16 protein-coding genes are annotated in these 18,277 nt (G+C 65.6%); 4 read left to right on the top strand and 12 right to left on the bottom strand.

Annotated features, from left to right (window positions below):
* Window positions 1–49: 49 nt before the first annotated feature.
* On the bottom strand, window positions 50–1,507 hold the full coding sequence (locus tag FHX47_RS06205; protein ID WP_183358044.1) for a variant leucine-rich repeat-containing protein: 1,458 nt from the start codon (window positions 1,505–1,507) through the stop codon (window positions 50–52).
* A gap of 115 nt (window positions 1,508–1,622) precedes the next feature.
* Window positions 1,623–2,684: an LCP family glycopolymer transferase gene (locus FHX47_RS10965; RefSeq protein WP_183358043.1), complete on the bottom strand. Its 1,062-nt coding sequence runs from the start codon at window positions 2,682–2,684 to the stop codon at window positions 1,623–1,625.
* A gap of 169 nt (window positions 2,685–2,853) precedes the next feature.
* Here FHX47_RS10965 and FHX47_RS06195 point away from each other — a divergent pair, with 169 nt between their 5' ends.
* Both FHX47_RS06195 and tagD read left to right on the top strand, forming a co-directional pair.
* The gene (locus FHX47_RS06195; RefSeq protein ID WP_183358042.1) at window positions 2,854–3,333 is read left to right on the top strand and encodes an adenylyltransferase/cytidyltransferase family protein; all 480 of its coding nucleotides are present in this window, start codon (window positions 2,854–2,856) and stop codon (window positions 3,331–3,333) included.
* A gap of 23 nt (window positions 3,334–3,356) precedes the next feature.
* Window positions 3,357–3,872 carry a glycerol-3-phosphate cytidylyltransferase gene (gene tagD, locus FHX47_RS06190; protein ID WP_183358041.1) on the top strand — a complete coding sequence of 172 codons (516 nt, stop codon included), beginning with the start codon at window positions 3,357–3,359 and terminating at the stop codon, window positions 3,870–3,872.
* Between the two features lie 243 nt (window positions 3,873–4,115).
* Here the strand turns inward: tagD and FHX47_RS06185 are convergent, their stop codons facing one another.
* From FHX47_RS06185 to FHX47_RS06155, 7 genes are all read right to left on the bottom strand, one after another.
* Window positions 4,116–4,286 (bottom strand): addiction module protein, encoded by a 171-nt coding sequence (locus FHX47_RS06185; protein WP_183358040.1) that lies wholly within the window; start codon window positions 4,284–4,286, stop codon window positions 4,116–4,118.
* 79 nt (window positions 4,287–4,365) lie between these two features.
* Window positions 4,366–5,115: a histidine phosphatase family protein gene (locus tag FHX47_RS06180; RefSeq protein WP_183358039.1), complete on the bottom strand. Its 750-nt coding sequence runs from the start codon at window positions 5,113–5,115 to the stop codon at window positions 4,366–4,368.
* Entirely contained in the window at window positions 5,112–6,764 is a 1,653-nt protein-coding gene (locus FHX47_RS06175; RefSeq protein ID WP_183358038.1) for a glycosyltransferase family 29 protein, read from the bottom strand. Before FHX47_RS06175 ends, FHX47_RS06180 begins: the two co-directional genes overlap by 4 nt.
* 28 nt (window positions 6,765–6,792) lie before the next feature.
* The gene (locus tag FHX47_RS06170) at window positions 6,793–8,808 is read right to left on the bottom strand and encodes a tetratricopeptide repeat protein (RefSeq protein ID WP_183358037.1); all 2,016 of its coding nucleotides are present in this window, start codon (window positions 8,806–8,808) and stop codon (window positions 6,793–6,795) included.
* Window positions 8,809–8,914: 106 nt separating this feature from the next.
* A complete protein-coding gene (locus tag FHX47_RS06165) occupies window positions 8,915–10,744 on the bottom strand; it encodes a DUF1524 domain-containing protein (RefSeq protein ID WP_183358036.1) in 1,830 nt (609 codons plus the stop codon).
* A gap of 128 nt (window positions 10,745–10,872) precedes the next feature.
* Window positions 10,873–11,604, bottom strand: coding sequence for an acylneuraminate cytidylyltransferase family protein (locus tag FHX47_RS06160; protein WP_183358035.1), 732 nt, complete (start codon window positions 11,602–11,604; stop codon window positions 10,873–10,875).
* A gap of 102 nt (window positions 11,605–11,706) precedes the next feature.
* Complete coding sequence (locus FHX47_RS06155) at window positions 11,707–13,305, bottom strand: GMC family oxidoreductase (protein ID WP_183358034.1); 1,599 nt, start codon at window positions 13,303–13,305, stop codon at window positions 11,707–11,709.
* Between the two features lie 180 nt (window positions 13,306–13,485).
* Between FHX47_RS06155 and FHX47_RS06150 the strand changes: the two genes are divergently transcribed.
* Window positions 13,486–14,529, top strand: coding sequence for a glycosyltransferase (locus tag FHX47_RS06150; RefSeq protein WP_183358033.1), 1,044 nt, complete (start codon window positions 13,486–13,488; stop codon window positions 14,527–14,529).
* A 128-nt stretch (window positions 14,530–14,657) separates the two neighbouring features.
* On the opposite strand, the gene FHX47_RS06145 is transcribed toward FHX47_RS06150, so the two are convergent.
* The 3 genes from FHX47_RS06145 to FHX47_RS06135 form a co-directional block, all read right to left on the bottom strand.
* Window positions 14,658–15,059, bottom strand: coding sequence for a nucleotidyl transferase AbiEii/AbiGii toxin family protein (locus FHX47_RS06145; RefSeq protein WP_183358032.1), 402 nt, complete (start codon window positions 15,057–15,059; stop codon window positions 14,658–14,660).
* Window positions 15,060–15,185: 126 nt separating this feature from the next.
* A complete protein-coding gene (locus tag FHX47_RS06140) occupies window positions 15,186–15,641 on the bottom strand; it encodes a type IV toxin-antitoxin system AbiEi family antitoxin domain-containing protein (RefSeq protein WP_221206126.1) in 456 nt (151 codons plus the stop codon).
* 62 nt (window positions 15,642–15,703) lie between these two features.
* Window positions 15,704–15,898: a HipA domain-containing protein gene (locus FHX47_RS06135; RefSeq protein ID WP_246328060.1), complete on the bottom strand. Its 195-nt coding sequence runs from the start codon at window positions 15,896–15,898 to the stop codon at window positions 15,704–15,706.
* Window positions 15,899–16,048: 150 nt separating this feature from the next.
* On the opposite strand from FHX47_RS06135, the gene FHX47_RS06130 reads away from it, so the two are divergent.
* The gene (locus FHX47_RS06130) at window positions 16,049–18,265 is read left to right on the top strand and encodes a RecQ family ATP-dependent DNA helicase (protein ID WP_183358030.1); all 2,217 of its coding nucleotides are present in this window, start codon (window positions 16,049–16,051) and stop codon (window positions 18,263–18,265) included.
* Window positions 18,266–18,277: the final 12 nt, after the last annotated feature.

The raw sequence follows: 18,277 nt of genomic DNA, 5'->3' as shown, positions 1-18,277 counted from the left end.
CACCTGGTGCCCCGGCGGATATCAGCCGGCGCAGCTCAGCAGCCGCAGCTCAGTAGGCGTAGTTGCCGGTGTTGGACATCTCGAATCCGAAGGGGTCTACGCTGTTGTAGCAGCTGAGCCGGTCACTCATCTCGGTGCACACGAGGAACCCGTCGGTGGCGCTGTCGCCCTGGGCGAGGGTGTCGTAGCCGTTGGGCTCCAACTGCGCGTCACAGTCGAGGCCGACATCCTCGACGCTCATCGTGTAGGTGGCCCCGTCCTCGCAGAGCTGCGGAGTTGTGTCGAAGACGGTGCAGGTCAGCCCGTCGTCGAACTCACACTCCACGTTGCCGCCCTGGGCGGTGAAGCCGCCGACCGGCTCAGCACCGCGGGTTCCCACGGCTCGGTCCGCCCACTCGGTGCCGACGCTGTCCATGACCACCTGAGCGCCTTCCGGGGCTGCGTCCTGGTAGGCGGTGCCGCCGCGGACTGCGGTGAACACTGAGGCCGCGTGGGTGGTTGAGCAGTCGGACTGCAGCTGGTCAAAGGTATCCTCCAGCAGCTGACCATCGTCACCGGGGAAATCCTCAGTCTCGGTGCCCGCAGCGATGAAGTCCGCGACGACGTCGGAGTCCTCATCGGCCTCACATGCGGACTCATCCGGCAGCGAGGAAAGGGCAGTCCGGGCCTCATCCAGAGTTTCCTGCGGGTCCGGTTCGGCCGGCTGGGTCTCTTCCTCCTGGCCACCTTCGGGGCTCCCGTCGGTCTCTTCTGCCGGACTCTCCTCAGCAGCCTCTTCGGTGGGGCTGGCCTCAGGCTCGGCCACCGGTGTCTGGTCATCGCCGCCCAGGAAGGTGATCAGCAGGGCTACGGCGGCGCCGACCGCGACGACGCCGAGAATCGCGGCCGCGATCAGCCCCAGAGGGGGTCGACGCTGCTGCCGCTGCTGATCGGCGGAAGCATGGCGCTGGTGGGCCGCCGCGCCGAGCGCCGGCTGGGGCTCGTCCGGGTCCGCTGCACCGGGATCCGCGCCATAGTGGAGGGTGCCGTACTCGGCAGGCTCCGGAGGCACTGGTTCCGCCCGCTCCGGTGCCGCCTGCCCCGGTTCCGCGGAATCCTGCTGATGGTGACCTGCCGGTCCGGCGTAGGGAACAGGTGCTGGGGCCGGCCGTTCTGGACCCTCGGCGTGGTAGGGCTCCACAGCGTAGGGCTCCGCCTGGCCCGCCTCCTCGGCCGGGTAGGCGGGGATGAGTCCGCTGGCGGTGTCGTACATCCCTGCCAGCGGATTCGTGGCGGCCGTTTCGGATGAGATGTCGCGGCCGCGGTGACGGGCGGCAATGGCGGCGTCGACGTCGGGATCCCCCAGGCTCCCCAGGGCGTCGACGAGCTCCTGGTAGGTGCCGGGGTTGGCCGCAACGGCCGGACGCAGCTCGGGGTGGTTCTCCGCGATCCAGTGGAGAACGTCCCAGTCCGTGTGCGGATTGGAGGCCATAGCCTCCAGGTCCGCCGCGTCGTGATTCTCGGTCATGATGGTCCAGCATATGTGGAGGCCATGATCCGTGCCGAATCCTGCAGGGCCCTGTTACCCCGCTGCCGGCCGGGGCAGGGCTGGGCCCAGTGCCGGTGGGAAAGCTGTGCCCGGGTCAGTGCTGGGCGGCGTACTCGTCGAACGTGCCCTCACGCATGGCGTCACCAGCTTCGCTGAATGCGTCATAGTCAGGCACCACGATCGACTCGGAGCCGGCCGTGCCCAGGCCCAGGTTGTTGATGGTGAACATGTCGATGTCGCTGCCGCGGACCTCACGCATGGACCAGCCGAGGTCGGCGACATAATCGGCCTCGCCGAGCTGGGAGTCCACTGCCATGTAGGGCGAGAAGTCGGAGACCATATTGTGGATGGTCACCGGGTTGGTCAGCGTGGAGGCGGTGAGCACTTCGTCCAGGACCCCGCGCACCAGGGCCTGCTGATTGGCTACGCGCTGGAAGTCGCCGTCGTCGAAGGCTTTGCGCTCCCGGACGAAGCTCATCGCCTGGTTGGAGTTGAGCTCCTGCGGCCCGCCGTGGAAGAAGTGGCCGTCGCGGGAGGTGAAGGAGACCGGGGAATCTACGGTCACCCCGCCCATGGCGCCGACCAGGTTCTGGAATCCGACCATGTCCACTGCGGCCACGTGATCGATGCGCACATCGACCAGGTTCTCCAGGGTCTGGACCGTGGTGGCGGAGCCGCCGAAGCTCATGGAGGCGTTGATCTTCGCCTCACCGTGGCCGGGGATCGGCACCCAGGTGTCGCGCACCACCGACATGACTTGGATGGAGTCGCGGTCGTGGGGGATGTGCATCCACATGATGGTGTCTGCCCGGCCGGAGTTGGGCAGCCACGGCACGTTCTCGGTTTCCCCGGAGCCGCCGCCGGAGTCGGAGCCGATGAGCAGAATGTTCAGCTGTTCGTCCTCGACCTCTTCGCCGTCGTCGTCGGTGGTGGTGGGGCGTTCGGGCCGGTCCTGCTCCTCAGGGAAGGTCTCCGCCTCCGGGATGACGTTCACCGACTCCTGGTAGGCCCCGCTGAGCGAGGAGAGGTAGACGGCGGCGACCACCACGGCAATGAGCAGCAGCGCACCGGTGCCGGAGAGCACGATGATGGCGGTCTTATTGCGCCGTCTGCGGCGTGGGGCGGCGTCTTCTTGGGCGAACATGCTCTCAGTCACGGGTTCCAGGGTAGGCCACCGGCGAGTATTGTCGGCGAGTGACGCACCCGCACACCTCCAGTTGAGCTTGAAACCTGGGGTTTTGCTGGAATTGGTATTATCGAAGACTGTAACTGGACGAATCAGACGATCTCGCGCACTTCCGAATTGGGGGAAGGCTTCACCACCGATGAAGAGAGTTCTGACCTACGGCACCTTTGATCTGCTGCATTGGGGCCATATTCGCCTCCTGAAGCGGGCCAAGGCGCTGGGCGACTATCTGATCGTCGCCGCCAGCACCGACGAGTTTGTCACCAGCGGCAAGGACGACCGCCGCCCGTACCACGACCACCGCACCCGCTGTAAGATGCTTGAGGCGGTGCGCCACGTAGACCTGGTGGTCCCCGAACGCTCGTGGGAGCAGAAGGTCGACGATATCCGCCGCTACCACGTGGACACGGTGGTGATGGGATCCAACTGGGAGGGCTCGCAGCGGTTCGAGTACCTGCGTGACTACTGCGAGGTGGTGTATCTGCCGCGCACCGAGGGGATCTCCACCCGCAAGATTCGTCGGGACCTGCTGGCCGATGCCGTCACTGACCTGGGGACCCCCGACCACGAACCGCCGCCGGTCACCAGCCAGATGGCGCAGCTGGACCGTTCGGCATAACCGCGGCCCGACGACGACGCCCGATGAAACGCATCCTCACCTATGGCACCTTCGATCTGCTGCACTGGGGACACATCCGTCTGCTCAAGCGGGCCAAGGCGCTGGGCGACTACTTGGTGGTCGGGCTGAGCACAGATGACTTCAACGAGGCCAAACCCGGCAAACAGCCCAGCTACCACCCCTATGAGGTGCGCAAAATGATGCTGGAGTCCATCCGGTACGTCGATTTCGTGATCCCGGAGACCGCATGGGAACAGAAGCGGCTGGATGTGTTTGAGCACGAGATCGACACTGTGGTGATGGGCTCCGACTGGGAAGGCTCCCCACGGTTCGAGTACCTGCGCGAGCACTGCGAGGTGGCCTACTTGTCGCGCACTGAAGGCACCTCAACGTCTCAGATCCGCAAAGACCTGCTGTTCGAGGCGATCGAGTACAAGCGTCAGGACGAGCAGCGCCATCATTCCCCGGTGCCGAACACCTCACGGCTGCGCTCCCTCGGCACGCAGCCGGAGACCAAGCTGCCTCCCCCACCGCGCTAGGCTCGCTCAGGTTCGTCCCGGAGACCGGCTGCGCCGCGGCACCATAGGCCAACCTCACCAAGATGCTCAAGTTCCTCATCGGTTGTGCCCCCTCTGACGACGTCGGCCCGGTGCCGCAGCACATGGCTATTTCACAACAGTAGTAGGTGGCCCGCCTACGCCGACCCTCACAGATCATCTGAAGTGATGCCATGATGGGTCTTCCGAACGCTCGTGCAGCCGGGGGCCCGCTCTATGCCAACGTCACTGCTGACGCCGGGCCGCCAACATCTCACGCACCATCTCCAGCGTCTTTTCACCACTGACCAATTCGACCTTGCCTGTCAGGATCTCGTCGAGGCGTTCGTCAATCTCGGTGTCCCACGCAGCGTCGACTTCGGCTTGCTCGGACTCATCGACAAGCTTCGGAGTCATACCTCGACTATACCGGCACGACCCCATTAACCACAGCAGCACGGCGGTCAAGGGCTCCTACTCGACTGCCGCACATGGCTTACGCCGGCAGCTGGGCGAGGACCTCTGGGGAGAGGTTGAACATGCGCAGCTTGGCGTAGCTGATGATCTGCTCGTCGGTGAGGCTGCGGATGATCTGTGCTTCAGCCTCGGTGCCGCCGGAGATTCCGGCCCCGCCCTTGGGCAGTGAGCTGCTCAGCGGCCCGGCGTGCAGCGGCACGTCGATCACACTGATCGCCGCTGCGGTCAGCGAGATGACGCTGAACCGGTCAATGAGCCCCAAGCCTTCCATCAGCGCCTTCAACGAGGTGCCGTGCGAGACGGCAACCACAGTGCGCACCGCAAAGCTGAGATCCGGCGAGGGCGTCGGCTGCGCCTCGGCGGCGGCCCGCACAATGTGGCAGAACGCCGCCGTCGTACGCTTCAGCACACTGTGCGGCGCCTCTCCGCCGGGCGGAGTTCCCTCACCCTTCTTCCAGGACCGGTAGAGCTCTGCGTACTCGTCCCTCGCGCGGGCGGTCTTCATGCCTTCCCACTCGCCGAGGTTCTGCTCGATCAAGTCCGCAGCCACCTCAGGTGCGAACCCGAGCCCAAACTCATCGAAGGTCTGCCGGGTCCGCTCCAGCGGGGTCACATACCCCATCACCGGGTTCTGCGCCCGCACATAGCGACCCGACTGCCGCGCCTGACGATAGCCCGACTCCGCCAGGTCCACCGGCGACTGCCCCTGCAGGCGGTGGTCCACATTCCACTCGGTCTCACCGTGGCGGACCAGGATGACCCGGATCAATTCCTTCCCCTTCCCAATGGCCCCTGCTCCACGCGCTGCAGATAGGCCCCTTCATTCAGCTGCAGCACCTCGGCGGCGGCCCCGTACGCAGTGATCAGACCGGTGCCCATGAGTTTCTGCATGACCCGGAACTCGTAGGCCACGTCGTGCATGACCACCACGTCGTTGGTGGCCGCATAGGGGCCGAAGCCTCCGTATCCTGCCCGGTAGCCAGGTACTGCCGCGTGCTCACCGGCGTAGAAGTCGGCGTGGAAGACGCTGATCTGGGCGGGTTGGAACTGCAGCAGGTCATAGATGATGCGTTGGATCCCCTGCGGAGCGCCGCGGAAGTACAGTCCGTACTCGAACCGCGCGAAGCGCAGCCAGCTGGGCGGTTCTGCCATGGCGTCGACGTAGAAGGGCCGGGTGACCGCCAGCTGGATCTCCCCCGCCTCAGCGGCGGCGGCGATCGGCTCGTAGCCTTCCCACAGGTCCCGGCCGGAGTAGTAGGCCATATCGGTGCGCGATCCCACGCGAGCGGCCTGCTCAGCAGTCGGTGCGGCCAGGTGCCGGGTGCGCACGACGACGTCGTGGTCCTCAATCTGTTCACCGAACTGCTCCTCAGCCGCCGCCGGACCCACCACCGCAATCCGGCTGCCCGTCACGAGCTGTTCCATCCGGTCATCGCCGGGCAGCGGCAGGTCGCTGCGGCGCTGGCGCGCGTGCTCTGCTACGGGTCGGGCATCGCCGCGGAAGAGTGCGACGTCGGCACGCAGCTTCTCCACTTGGGTTTCCACCCGGCGGTTGAGCACCGTCACCCGGGGCCGGTCTGCGGCGGCCACCAGCTGCTCATCATCCTGCAGATAGGCGTGGGCTCCCAGCAGGTGCCGCAGCCACAGGGTGGACTCCAGCGGGATGCCGCGCAGTTCGGTGACGCGGTTGCGGGCCATCAGCGCCCGCAGCGCAAAAGCGGGCCGGAACTGGCCGAGGAACTGCAGCCGAATGCTCAGCACATCGAGCATCAGTTGGTGCAGGTGGGCCAGTTCGTCTCCGCGTGCCTCGAGGGCCGCGACTGCGTCGGCGAGCGCATCAGCACTGGGTTCCTGGCGGAACAGTCGGCCCACCGCCTCCCACAGCTGCTGGTCGGCCAGCCGGCCGCTGCGTGGCTTCAGCTGCACTGCGTGGCCCCAGATGCGCCGCCAGTCGTAGTGGGTGCGGGCACCGAGGGTGACGATGCCCTCGACGGTCCGCAGGTCATTGGGGTTCAGCCGGTGGGCCCGCTCGTAGTGGCGGTAGGCGGCGTCAAAGTCTGCGACGTAGGGCTTGCGGTAGGCTGCCGCAGCCGCAAGGTGCTTGCCCGCCGTGGGATAGGAGTAGGCCGCCTCGGACAACTCGGAGACCGGAGTGGGACTGGTGGCGGTTCCGACGACGATGCCGGCCACTGGGTCGTAGACCGGCTCGTGCCCGTCGTCGTGCTGGGTGGTGTCATAGAGCAGCCCGGCCAGCAGTCCGCGGTAACTGTCGGTGGCCTCCCCTCCGGGGTCCACACGGGAGGCCACGGTGTTGACCACCCTGGCCCCACCGGGCACCCGGCCGAGGCGCCAGGCAGCACTCTTCACCACCGCGGCGGCCGCGATCTTGCCGCGCAGCCCGTGCAGACTCAGCGCCACCGAGATCTCACCACTCAGGTACCACCATTCAGTCGCCGTCGTCTTCCGCCGCGTCGGTCGTTGTCTTCTGGGCCGGCGTTGTCTTCAGGGCCGGGGAGGTTTCCAACTTCTCAATGTACTGCGCCTCACTCAGCGCCAGCACCTGCGCTGCCACACCTTTGGCATGCAGCACACCGGTGGATGTCATGGCCTTGGTGAGCCGGTGTTCGAAGGCCAGGTCGTGGGCCAGCACAATCTCGTTGACGATCGAATAGGGCCCCGGTCCCTGGTCCTTCGCCTCCCGGTAGCCCTTGCTGAACGCGGTCTGACCGGAGAAGAAGTCAATGTTGAACAGCCCGACCTCGGCGGGTTCAAACTGCATCACGTCGTAGAGGATCCTGCCGATGCCCATGGGCGGGCCATGGAACCCCAGCGAGAAGTCGTGGCGGTAGAAGCGCAGCCACTCGGGCATCTGCCCCTCGAACGCGTCGATGCTGAGGCCGCGGCCGACCACCATCTGCAGCTGCCCGGCATCCACTGCGGCGGACGCCTCCTCCATGAATGCTGCAATGTCCCGGCCGGAGAAGTAGGCGATATCGGTGCGGGTGCCCAGCCGGGCTGCCTGCTCGTCGTCGAACTGGGTCATCAGCCGCGGGCGGATGATCACGTCGTAGTCGTCAATGTCAGCGCCGAGCCGGTCCCCGGTGTCTGCTGGCCCGACGACGGCGACTCGCTTGCCGCGGAGCAGCCGAGCCATCCGCTCCTCACCGTGCATGGGGGTGTCCTGAGCACGGCGGACGGCGTAGTCGACCAGCGGCTGCATCCGGCCTTGGATCAGGTGCACGTCGGCGGCCATCTTCTCCAACCGGTGGCGTTCCAGGTCGTTGTGCGGCTGCCACGGCATCGGGTCGATGAGCGCCTGCGCCTGCTCATAGCGCTGCAAGTAGGTCAGCGCGGCCAGCACCTTCTGCCGGTGCCGGCTGTGCTCCGCGGATGAGGTTCCCAACCAGTCCAGGGAGCGCTCAGCGAGGCCGCGGCGCATCGCGAAGGCTGGTTTCATCCGTTGGGCGAACTGCAGCCGGTAGACGATCAGCGAGGTGGTGGGAAAGGAGAGCCGCAGACCTTTGGCCTGGGCGTACTGAATGTTGACCAGCGCGGCGCTGACATCAGCCCGTGGCGGCTCAGCGGTGAACAGCGGCCGCAGCCATTCCATCAGCTGCATGCGCGCTGCCCGGCGGGGCGGTTTGGCTGATTCGAACAGTTCGGCGCTGCGCCACATCCGCGGCCAGTCCTGATCGGCCCGGCACCCCATGACGACGACGCCGCGGAACGCGGTGGGGCTGGTGGGTTTGAGCTGCAGGCCACGTTCGTAGGCGTCCAGAGACCGGTCCAAATCGGCAATATGCGGCTTGCGGTATGCGGAGGCCAGCTCAGTGAGCCACTGTGCTCGGGGCTGCATCTCTACGGCCTGGCGCATCAGCTCCAAACCGGTGTCCGAATCGCCGTGGCTGAATTCCAGTCTGCCGCGCTCATGCAGCAGGTAGGCGTTGTCCGGCTCCAACTCTTGGGCGGTGAGCAGGGCCTGTCGCGCCTGCTCAGTGTGGGCCCGGGTGCCGCGGGTTAAACCGGCCACAGTGTCATGGACCACCGCGTCGTCTCCGCCGCGCCGCAGGGACCGAGCCAGCGCCACCCAGCGCAGGGCGTTGTTCGGCTGCAGCTCCGCGGCCTTGCGCCGCATGGTCAGCGCTGTGGAGTAGTCCTTGAGCTTGAAGTAGCGCACAGCCAGTCGTTCCAGCTGGTCAGCGTCCAGCGACTCCAAGCGGGTCTTCTGCAGCAGCGCCTGCGCACCAGCCCGATTGGCCTGGAACAGTACCGTGGCGGCACGTTCGTAGAAGGAGCCCAGTGCGGACTGGCCGCCGCGCATCGCAGCCTGGACCGGCGGGTGCACTGCCCGCCCGGAGACGACGACGCCGCGGGCCAGGGCCCGGTCCAGGCCGGGCACCGCGGAGACCGCGCGCACAGCGCGCTGACTCACTTGGGCGCCGATCACCAGAGGTTTAACCATCAGCAGTCGAGTCTATTACCTCCGAGTGCGCCCTTGCCGCACCAACGTGAGGTGAAGCATGGGAGGCATCCGGCACGGTTTGCGTCAGAGGCGTGGGCGGTGTGCCTCAATAGGGCGGAAGGCTGGTCCATTCGAGTCCGGCTCGTCGTTGCGTCTGCAGGGGCTCGCCCTCGTCGGTCTGCTGATCAATGCACCGGTAGAGGGTCCCGCGCAGTTCATCGATGTCTGAGGCGAACAGTGAGACCTCGTGCTTGACGGCGTTGTGGACCCAAGCCATGGCGTACCGGCAGTGAAAGTTCTCGTCGTCGGGCATCCAGTTCCGCGGCGCGTCGGCATTCTTCTGCCGGAGCATCCCAGCACTGGTGGCCAGCAGGTTCGCCGGGTCGTTGTAGAAGGCTCGCCGCTCGTCGTCGTCGCGGTGCTCCATCTCCACCCAGGCGTGCTCGACGCCCATGATGTGGTCGATACGTGTTCCTGCTCGCCCGTAGTCCTCGCGCTCACCGGTATAGGGGTCGGAGAACTCTCCGCCGATCACTCGGTTCTGGGTGGCGTTCCACTCCAGCTCAGTCAGGTCACGAGCCAGCACATGGTTCCGCGTGTCGATCGCCTCGTCGTCGATGCTCCAGTAGCCGAAGTAGTCGCGGCGGTTCCCATCCATCGGAGAGGAGTGGAAGACGGCCGCGTCGTCTTCGGCCCGCTGCTGCAGCTCCTCACGCAGCTCATCACCTTCCTCGCCGCTGCAGTAGGTATTCTCCGGCGAGATCACCCGCGCATAGGTCAGCGTCGACCCGCCGCGCGGCCCAGCTGTGGTGTAGGTCTGCACATCGCAGTCCTCATGCTCTTCACGCTCCACACTGCGAACCCGCACGTAGTTCTCCAGGTTCCAGACCGCGTCGGTGTAGTCCCGGGTGGTGTAGTGCTCACCGGGACCACCGCCCTCCCCCTCGGAGACCTCAGCAGGATCGGAGTCCGGAGGCAGGGACTGCCAGTCCAAATCGTCGCTGCGCTGGTCGCCACGTGTCTCGGCGCCGTCGAGCTCCTCGCCGAGCTCCCCCTCCAGGCAGCCCCACAGCAGCTGGCGCAGGTGGTCGACGTCGCGCTGGTACAGCGAGATCCGGTGCTTATTGGCACTGTGGGTCCACGTCATCGCGTAGGCGCAGTGCGCGTCCTCGTCAGAGGGCATCCATTCAGAGGGAGTGTGGCCGGCCTTCTCCCGGTTCGTTGAGCCCACAGTGCTGGTGAGGTTCATCGCATCGTTGTAGTAGGCGACCCGCTCCTCGCGGCTGCGGTGCTGCATCTCCGGCCAGGTGTGACCCACGGGGATCATGTGCTCACCGTGGGTCTCGGTCTCGGCGATGTTCACCTCCTCGCCGCTGTAGTGGTCGCGGTAGGTGCCGGAGACGCTGAAGGTGGCGTTGCCCAGGTCGCGGGCGTGGATCTCGGTGCGAGAGCTCACCCCGTTGCCGGTCACATCGGCCCAGGTGCCGAAGTAGGGCTCGCGCTGGGTCACATTCTCGTAGGGTCGGCCGTGGTAGAAGTTCTCGTCCTCGTCGTCACGCTCGTCGAACTCCTCGCGCAGCTCATCGGCCTCGTCGCCGGAGCACCACCAGTCGTCCTCATCGGAGATGTGCACGAAGGTTCGCTCGGCTTCCAGCCCCAAGGGGTGGCTCACCTCGTAGGTCAGGGTGTCGCAGTCGTCACCGGACTCACGCTCGTAGGTGCGCACATAGGTGCTGGTCTCTAAGTTCCACAGCGCATCGGCGTAGTCGCGAGCGCTGTAGTCCTGGAAGGGATTGGGCACCTCGCCGGGATCCGAATACGCACTGGCTGGCGGTGCTGCGACAACCCCCAGGAGCAGGGCACCGACCACAGCAGAAGCCACAGTACGACGACGACGCCTGGCCATCTGCGGTTCACCTGCCTTGTTCTGACCCATTTTGGCACGGTTCCGGGGACGCCCGTCGCTGCAGGCATTCACTAGTTGTCGATATTCAGTCATGCTGAACGTTGCCCATTTTTGAACGGAGCCCACGTATTGGACGGAGCAAGACCCGAGTGCTCCCCTCAGATCAAGCTGTGGTCGCGCATCTGCTTGGCTTCGGCCAGGTCCTGCAGCAGCTGGAACTGATCTTCCCAGTCGATGTCCATCACCGCTTCGCCGGACATTTCATGCATATAGGGGTTCTCCCCCACCCGGTCACCGACCTCTCCCACACGGGAGAACGGGATCAGGTACGCGGCGTGGTTCACCTCGAACAGCGGCTCAATGTCCTGGCTGCGCGGCCACTTCTCTTCGGCGTCGTCGTAGTTGAAGGGTCTGCCGGAGGCGTCCCACAGGAAGGTGTGCAGCTTGGTGACCGTCAGCAGACTGTCGTGGCCCTGGGCGTGGGCTTGCCGCCAGGAGCTGATCAGCTCGGCGAACACCCCGGAGGTCAGCAGCGGGTGGGTCACATGGGTCATCAGCATGGTGCCGCGCTCACGCAGGCGCCCCAGATACTGGATGAACTCGCTCATCGGTGTCGAGGAGCGGCCCAGCTCATCGGGCCGTTCGATCACAGTCACCCGGCGATCCTGCGTCGCGGAGAACCTCTGGGCGTAGTCGCTGACCACCGGGTCATTGGTGGAGATGATGATCTCCTCCAGCTCGGCCACGGCAGCAAGCTGGGCCAGCTTCAGTTCCAAGAGGCCACCGTCGAACCCGGCGAAGGGCCGGGTGTTCTTGTTCTTCACCCGCTCGCTACCAGCACGGCAGGGCACGACGGCGATGATCGGGTCAGTCTGCACAGGTGTCTCCATTCGGTCCACGATGCAGTGTATACGACGGCGGCGAGTCAACCCGTTCAAGTGCGTCAGGCGTGCGGCTATCGGTGTTCCGCAGCTCATGGCGACTCCGCGGTATTACGCCTCCTCCGCGATGAAGCGGGCTGCCCGGGCGCCGACCAGAATGGACGGCGCCATACTGTTTCCCGGCTGACGCGGCAGCACCGAGGCGTCGGCGACGCGCAGGCCCTCCACACCACGCACGCGCAGACTCGGGTCGACGACGGCATCGTCGTCGGATCCCATCCGTGTCGTACCGCAGCCGTGCAGAGCGTGCCCACTCAACCACGAGTGGGCGATGACGTCTTCTTTGCTGCGCACCGCGGGCCCAGGCGCCTGCTCCTCCACCACCAAGTCGGCCAACGGATGCTGGGACATGATGTCGCGGGCGATCTGCATACCGCGGTGCTGAGCGACCTGTTCGGCGTCGTCTTCCAAGTACCGGGCGTCGATCTCAGGTGGGGCAAAGGGGTCTTGACCGGTGGCGTGGATGGAACTCTCGGTTGTGGGTGTCACCAGGTACCCCGCCCCACTGATGCCGGGGTCTTTGGCGACCGCCAGTCCGGCGGCGGAGAGGTCCAGCAGCAGGGGGTTGAACATCAGAAACAGATCCGGCACGTCGAGCTCCTGTTGGGATTTGGCGAACGCCGCCAAGTCATAGCCTCCGGTGCCCATGAGTCCGCCGCGGTTTACCAGCCACATCAGACCTGCCCGCAGCTGCTGCAGCTTGGTGGACAGCTGCTGACTATAGCCCGGCCCCAATGTCTCCTTGATCTTCCACTGGTAGGCGAACATGCGCTGCTCGACGGCATGCTCACCGACATGTGGGCTTTCGGCCACCGTTTTGACGCCGATCCTGTTCAGCACCTCTGGTTGGCCCACCCCGGAGCGCTCCAGCAGCATGGGGGTCTCCAGTGGCCCGCCGGAGAGGATGATCTCTCGGTTGGCATAGAACAGCCGCCGCTGACCCCTGACCACGGCTTCGATCCCGGTGGCCCGAGTGCCGTCAAAGTGCACACGGAATGCGTGCGCGTGATGCACGTGGGTGACGTTGCTTCGCTTCCGTGCGGAAGCCAGGAACGCCGCTGAGGTGCTGTGGCGACGTCCGTTCTTGATCGTGTTGGGGATATAGGAGATTCGTTCGCCGTCGTGCTCATTGAGGTCGTCGGTCCATGGCAGACCGTAGGCCTCGGCAGCTTCGACGACCGCGTCGTTGATGGGTTCGGGATCTCGGGTGGTCATAATAGACAGCGGCCCGGCAACCCCACGTACTTCGGAGGCGCCCAGGTCGTGATTTTCCAAGGCCCGGTAATTATCCAGCACCTGATCCCAGGCCCACCGGGAGTCTGCGGTCTGAGCCACGGAGTCCCAGTAGTGCTGGCCCGCGCGGTCATATTGCATGCCGTTCAGGGAGGTGGATCCACCATCCACCCGCCCACGCTGCCAGGAATCAGGCTGGCCGGACTGCCGCACTGGCTTGGTGCTGTAGTAGAACGAATGCTTCTTCCCTCCGTACAGAAAGAAGAACCCCTTCGGGATGTGAATGAGTGGATCACGGTCCGGACCGCCGCTTTCCAGAATCAGGACGGAGGCATTCGTGCGTTTGCTGAGTTCGTCTGCCAATGTGGCACCGGCGGCACCCGCACCGACGATGATGTAGTCGAAAATGTCAGTCATTCCAACCCCCTCGGAAAGTCGCGCACCCCCACACTGTGAAAGTGATACACGTCACGTAATCCGGAACATATCCCGGGTCCGGTGCAGTGTCAACGATTCGCGCCACTGACTCGCCAGCCCTAGCCTCAGTTCCATGCGGTGGCGGCACCATAGATCCGCCCGGCCGATAGGCTGGTCTGCGTGAGGAAAACGTTCAAGCGCCCCCTGGTCACCGTTGGTGTCACCAGCTACAACAGCGCAGCCACGATCGGCCGGTGCCTGCAGTCAGTGGCCGAGCAGTCGCTGGGCGCCTCACGGATCGAGGTGCTGATCGTCGACGACGGCTCCACCGATGACACCCTGGCCCAGGCTCGCCGGTTCCGCGCGGCCGCCCCGTGGGCGCGGTTCAAAGTCATGCGGCAGTCCAACACCGGCAACGCCTCCACCGGGCGCAACCGCATCCTGGAGACCGCCACGGGCAGGTACCTCTTCTTCGTCGACGCCGACGACTACCTCGGGCCCAAAGCACTGAGCGCTATGACCGCCTCGGCCCGCAGGCACCGCTGCGACGTCGTGGTGGGTCGCTATGTCGGCGTGGACCGCTCCGCGCCCAACGTGCTGGGTGCTGAGGAGCTGCCCGAAGTCCACGACTATCACCCCGGCTGGCTGAACTCTCTGCACATCCAGAAGCTGTTCCGCACCACGTTTCTGCGCCGGCTGGGCTACCGGTTCAATCCGCAGCTGAACTACGCCAACGACCACCCCTTCATGCTCAGCGCGTTTCTGCACGCTGGGCGGGTGTCCTTCGTCAACAGCGTCGACTGCTACTTCATCACCCTAGCCGCAGACCACGACGGCGGACCGGGCCACATCTCGCGGGCAGCCCGCTCCCCCACTGAGCAGCTGCGCTTCCTCCACGACTGCTTCGGCGTCCTCGCCCTGGCGCGCGGCGAAGGCGGTAAGACGGCCCAGGTGGCCGGCCGGATGCGCGCCGACTACTGGAACCGGCTGCTGAAGCTGCATCTGCCCATGCTGATCCTGCGCAAAACCGACGACGACGCCGCAGCAGCCTTGGGTGCCGCCGCTGCCAACCTCGCTGAAATCTACGGCGCCACCACCAGCCGATCCCGCCTGGCACCCGGGGCAGCCCGCATGCTCGAAGCTCTCAACACAGCAGACGGAAACCATCTGGTCGAAACCGCACGCGCAGTCCGGCAGAGCCCTCACGACGACGACCGACCCTAAGCCGCCTGTGCTGACCGGATCTCGTATTCCGGTGGGAGGCGCTCTCGCGGCGGTGCACCTAGACGGTTTATATGCGACCTACAGCGGCCTGCCCTGACTGAGGGGAAGATGGCTGAAATTGGAAAACGTTAGTGGTCACGCCACGTCGCCGAGGGAGCCTCCCAATGCCCGCTTGCGGTGCCAGTGAGCACAGGGTCGGAAAAACTCGCCACAGACTTCAAAACATCGGCGAACTCCAGCGCCGCGACCTTCCGCACCCGATCTGCTACCTCGTCTGCGTCGTTTGCAAGACCGGACGCTTGCAGATCGATGTCCTTGGTGGGACGGCGAACCGCGAAAGCTGCGAGTAGCACTCCGCCCTTCAAAACGAAGTCATCGCGGTAATCGGAAATGGCCAAGCGAGCCAGGAGGGCTTCCAGGACGTAGAGCGTCTGCAACTCTTGGACGTCACCGCCTGTCCGCCTGGCAAGTCGCTGAATCGCCAGAGCCGCGTCACCAGCCGGAGTTCCGTATTTGGGCGCAGGGCTCATAACAGGATCTCCAAAGCGCCCCTCAAGGCGCCCTTCGTTCCTGGAAAATCGTCGGCCATTGTCAGTAGCGTCGCAGGACTGCTAGCGGGCGCGCGCAACCAGCGTTTCAGCGCGCCGATCGCAAGATCACTCCCCCACTCGTTCCGAAATCGGAACAGGTCGATGATCGTCCGCTCGGGTGAATATAGGCCAATGGACAAGCCCCCCCCCCGGCAAAGCATGTTTGCCCCGGCCGATGGTGAACGAGTCTGGGACGAAACGATGCCAGGTGATCGGCACGTGGTGGATCTTCATTGGGTGAGTTCCGCGGGGGATCGCCATGTGGCTGCTACGCGGAATCTCGTCGGTCAGGTCGTGGAGAGCTAGCGCAGAAAGAAGACAAAGTGTCGCATCCGGCTTTCTGGCAGCGATCGCCATCCAGGCGGCCGTGACGTCGTCAATGGGGCCAGCTCGGAGAAACATCCCTGGGGCAACACGCTCGTATTCCCCCGCTTTAACCAGGTGGTCGAGCCGGTGCCGAGTCAGTCCCTGTGATTCCATATCTTGGTACCGCAGGAGATCAGGCAGGGCGGTGGTGTCCATAACCTACCCCCCTCCAACAGAAACTGTTACAGGACCAGCATAGCTGGCACAATTATTGTTGACTAGGATGCGGCACCCTTGCTGTCATTCGGCCAGCTCAGAGACCCGGTCGAGGTCACGTCTGCCCCCTTGGTGTGGGCCGGTTCGGTTGAGACGTCATAGAGCGGTGCCAGGCGCACAGATTCTCCGTCAAGGATCACTGAACAGTTTCGGGCATGGGCATCGGGGGCTCCGATGACGGTGTTGTCAACACGCATAGACATGACTGTCATGTCGCTGAACGTTGACTCGGGACGTCGAAGACGGGCCCGAAAACATCGGAAGCGAGTGTCCGCGCCTGCCGCAGGCCCTGAGGGCGACCATTCATCACTGGTTGCACCACCAGGCCTACGTGACAGGGTGGCCCTATGGACACCCAGGCGCTGTACACCACGTCCGAGTCGGACTCCGACCCCGGCTTCTACGCCGAGGCGCGTGAGCGGCTGACCCTGCTGACCGGGCGCGAGGATGATTTCCGGGCTGGGCAGTTCGAGGCCATCTCCGCGCTGGTCCAGCAGCGGGGCCGGGTGCTGGTGGTGCAGAAGACCGGTTGGGGCAAATCCGCGGTCTACTTCTTGGCCGCCCATCTGCTGCGCCGGCGCGGCCGCGGCCTCAGCCTGATCGTGTCGCCGCTGATCGCCCTGATGCGTGACCAGATGGCAGCCGCCGCACGCGCCGGTGTCCGCGCGCAGGCGGTGAACTCGGCCAATGCCCATGAGTGGGAATCAGTGCTGGCCGCGCTTGAGGCCGATAAGCTGGATGTGCTGCTGATCTCGCCGGAGCGGCTGGCCAATCCCCGCTTCCGCGATGAGGTGCTGCCCGGACTGCTGCACCGGATGGGGATGCTGGTGATCGATGAGGCCCACTGCATCTCCGACTGGGGCCATGACTTCCGTCCCGACTACCGCCGCATCCGCGAGATCGTGGCCAGCCTCGCCAATGATGTGCCCGTACTGGCCACCACCGCGACGGCGAACTCCCGGGTGGTCGACGACGTCGCCGCTCAGCTGGCACCAGAAGCAGCACCGGGAGCAGCACCAGCAGCGCACGACGGCGACACTGAACCCGGTGACAGCACTGCCGAACCCGCTGACGGCGAGCGCGGGGTCAGAATTCTGCGCGGAGGCCTCAGCCGTGACTCGCTGCGGCTGGGGGTGCTCAGACTTCAAGACTCCGAGCAGCGCATCGCCTGGCTCACCGAACACCTGGGCGAACTCTCCGGCAGCGGCATCATCTACACACTCACCGTCGCCCAGGCCGAAGATGTCGCCCAGCATCTGGGTGCTCATGGCTATGAGGTCGCCGCCTACACCGGCAAGACCGACCCGGATGAGCGTCAGCAGCTGGAGCAGGCGCTGAAGGAGAACCGGGTCAGGGCGCTGGTGGCCACCAGCGCCCTGGGTATGGGCTTCGACAAACCTGACCTGGGGTTCGTCGTGCATCTGGGGGCACCCTCGTCGCCGGTGTCCTACTATCAACAGATCGGCCGCGCCGGCCGGGCGGTGCAGAACGCTGATGTGCTGCTGCTTCCGGGCAAAGAGGACGTGCGGATCTGGGAGCACTTCGCCCAAGCCTCCATGCCGAACCAGCAGCGCGCCGACGACGTGTTGGGACAGCTGAGCACCGCGCAGCCGCTGTCGGCGGCCAAGCTGGAGGCCGCCGTCGACGTGCGCCGCTCGGCCCTGGAGCTGCTGCTGAAGGTCCTAGAGGTCGATGGCGCCGTCAAGCGGGTCAGTGGAGGGTGGCTGGCCACCGGTCAGCCCTGGCACTACGACGCCGCACGCTACGAGAGGATCCTGCAGCTGCGCCGTGAGGAGCAGCAGGCGATGCTCGACTATGAGCGGCTGGCCCCCGGTGCGTGCCGGATGGTGTATCTGGCCACCGCGCTCGACGACGACCAGGCGGCACCCTGCGGACGCTGCGACACCTGTGCTGGCCCGTGGTATCCGCAGAGCATCGGTACCAGTGCGGTGGCGCAGGCCCGGGCCAGTCTGGACCGGGTGGGTGTGGAGATCGCCCCGCGCAAACAGTGGCCCACCGGGCTGGATGCCTTGGGAATCTCACTGAAGGGCCGGCTGCCCACCGACGAAGTGGCCGAACCCGGTCGCGCGCTGGCGCGGCTCAGTGACCTCGGCTGGGGTCCTGCGGTGCGCGCGGCGCTGCAGGACCAGGATGCTCCGGTGCCAGAAGGCCTGCTGGGTGCAGTTGTGCGGGTACTCTCCGAGTGGGACTGGCAGCGCAGACCTGAGGTGGTCGTCTCTGTCCCCTCGGCCCGTCGGCCGCAGCTGGTCAGCAGCCTGGCGCAGGGGTTGGCCCACATCGGTCGGCTCCCCTACGCGGGTGAACTGAGCTGGGCATCCGGTGGTCCTAGCGGGTCGGTTGAGGCCAACAGTGCTTTCCGGCTGTCCGGACTGCTGGGCTGCTTCGCCGTACCGGAAGAGATGCGTGCCCGGATCAATGGTGCGGCCGTGCTGCTGGTCGACGACGAGGTGGTCTCACGCTGGACGCTCACCGTCACAGCCGGTGAACTGCGCCGAGCCGGGGCCCAGGCCGTGCTGCCCTTCGCCCTGGGCATGCGGGGATGAGTCTCATCTCAA

This window comes from Garicola koreensis (genome assembly GCF_014195445.1).
In the GTDB taxonomy this organism is placed as follows: Bacteria; Actinomycetota; Actinomycetes; order Actinomycetales; family Micrococcaceae; genus Nesterenkonia; species Nesterenkonia koreensis.
Note: the sequence above shows the minus strand (reverse complement) of the source record. Positions and strands in the feature narration are given on the sequence as shown.

Coding starts and splice junctions, on each gene's coding strand:
- FHX47_RS06205 (WP_183358044.1), bottom strand. CDS start 1,507: ATGACCGAGAATCACGACGCGGCGGACCTGGAGGCTATGGCCTCCAAT.
- FHX47_RS06195 (WP_183358042.1), top strand. CDS start 2,854: ATGAAGAGAGTTCTGACCTACGGCACCTTTGATCTGCTGCATTGGGGC.
- tagD (WP_183358041.1), top strand. CDS start 3,357: ATGAAACGCATCCTCACCTATGGCACCTTCGATCTGCTGCACTGGGGA.
- FHX47_RS06185 (WP_183358040.1), bottom strand. CDS start 4,286: ATGACTCCGAAGCTTGTCGATGAGTCCGAGCAAGCCGAAGTCGACGCT.
- FHX47_RS06170 (WP_183358037.1), bottom strand. CDS start 8,808: ATGGTTAAACCTCTGGTGATCGGCGCCCAAGTGAGTCAGCGCGCTGTG.
- FHX47_RS06165 (WP_183358036.1), bottom strand. CDS start 10,744: ATGGGTCAGAACAAGGCAGGTGAACCGCAGATGGCCAGGCGTCGTCGT.
- FHX47_RS06160 (WP_183358035.1), bottom strand. CDS start 11,604: ATGGAGACACCTGTGCAGACTGACCCGATCATCGCCGTCGTGCCCTGC.
- FHX47_RS06155 (WP_183358034.1), bottom strand. CDS start 13,305: ATGACTGACATTTTCGACTACATCATCGTCGGTGCGGGTGCCGCCGGT.
- FHX47_RS06145 (WP_183358032.1), bottom strand. CDS start 15,059: ATGAGCCCTGCGCCCAAATACGGAACTCCGGCTGGTGACGCGGCTCTG.
- FHX47_RS06140 (WP_221206126.1), bottom strand. CDS start 15,641: ATGGACACCACCGCCCTGCCTGATCTCCTGCGGTACCAAGATATGGAA.
- FHX47_RS06135 (WP_246328060.1), bottom strand. CDS start 15,898: ATGCGTGTTGACAACACCGTCATCGGAGCCCCCGATGCCCATGCCCGA.
- FHX47_RS06130 (WP_183358030.1), top strand. CDS start 16,049: ATGGACACCCAGGCGCTGTACACCACGTCCGAGTCGGACTCCGACCCC.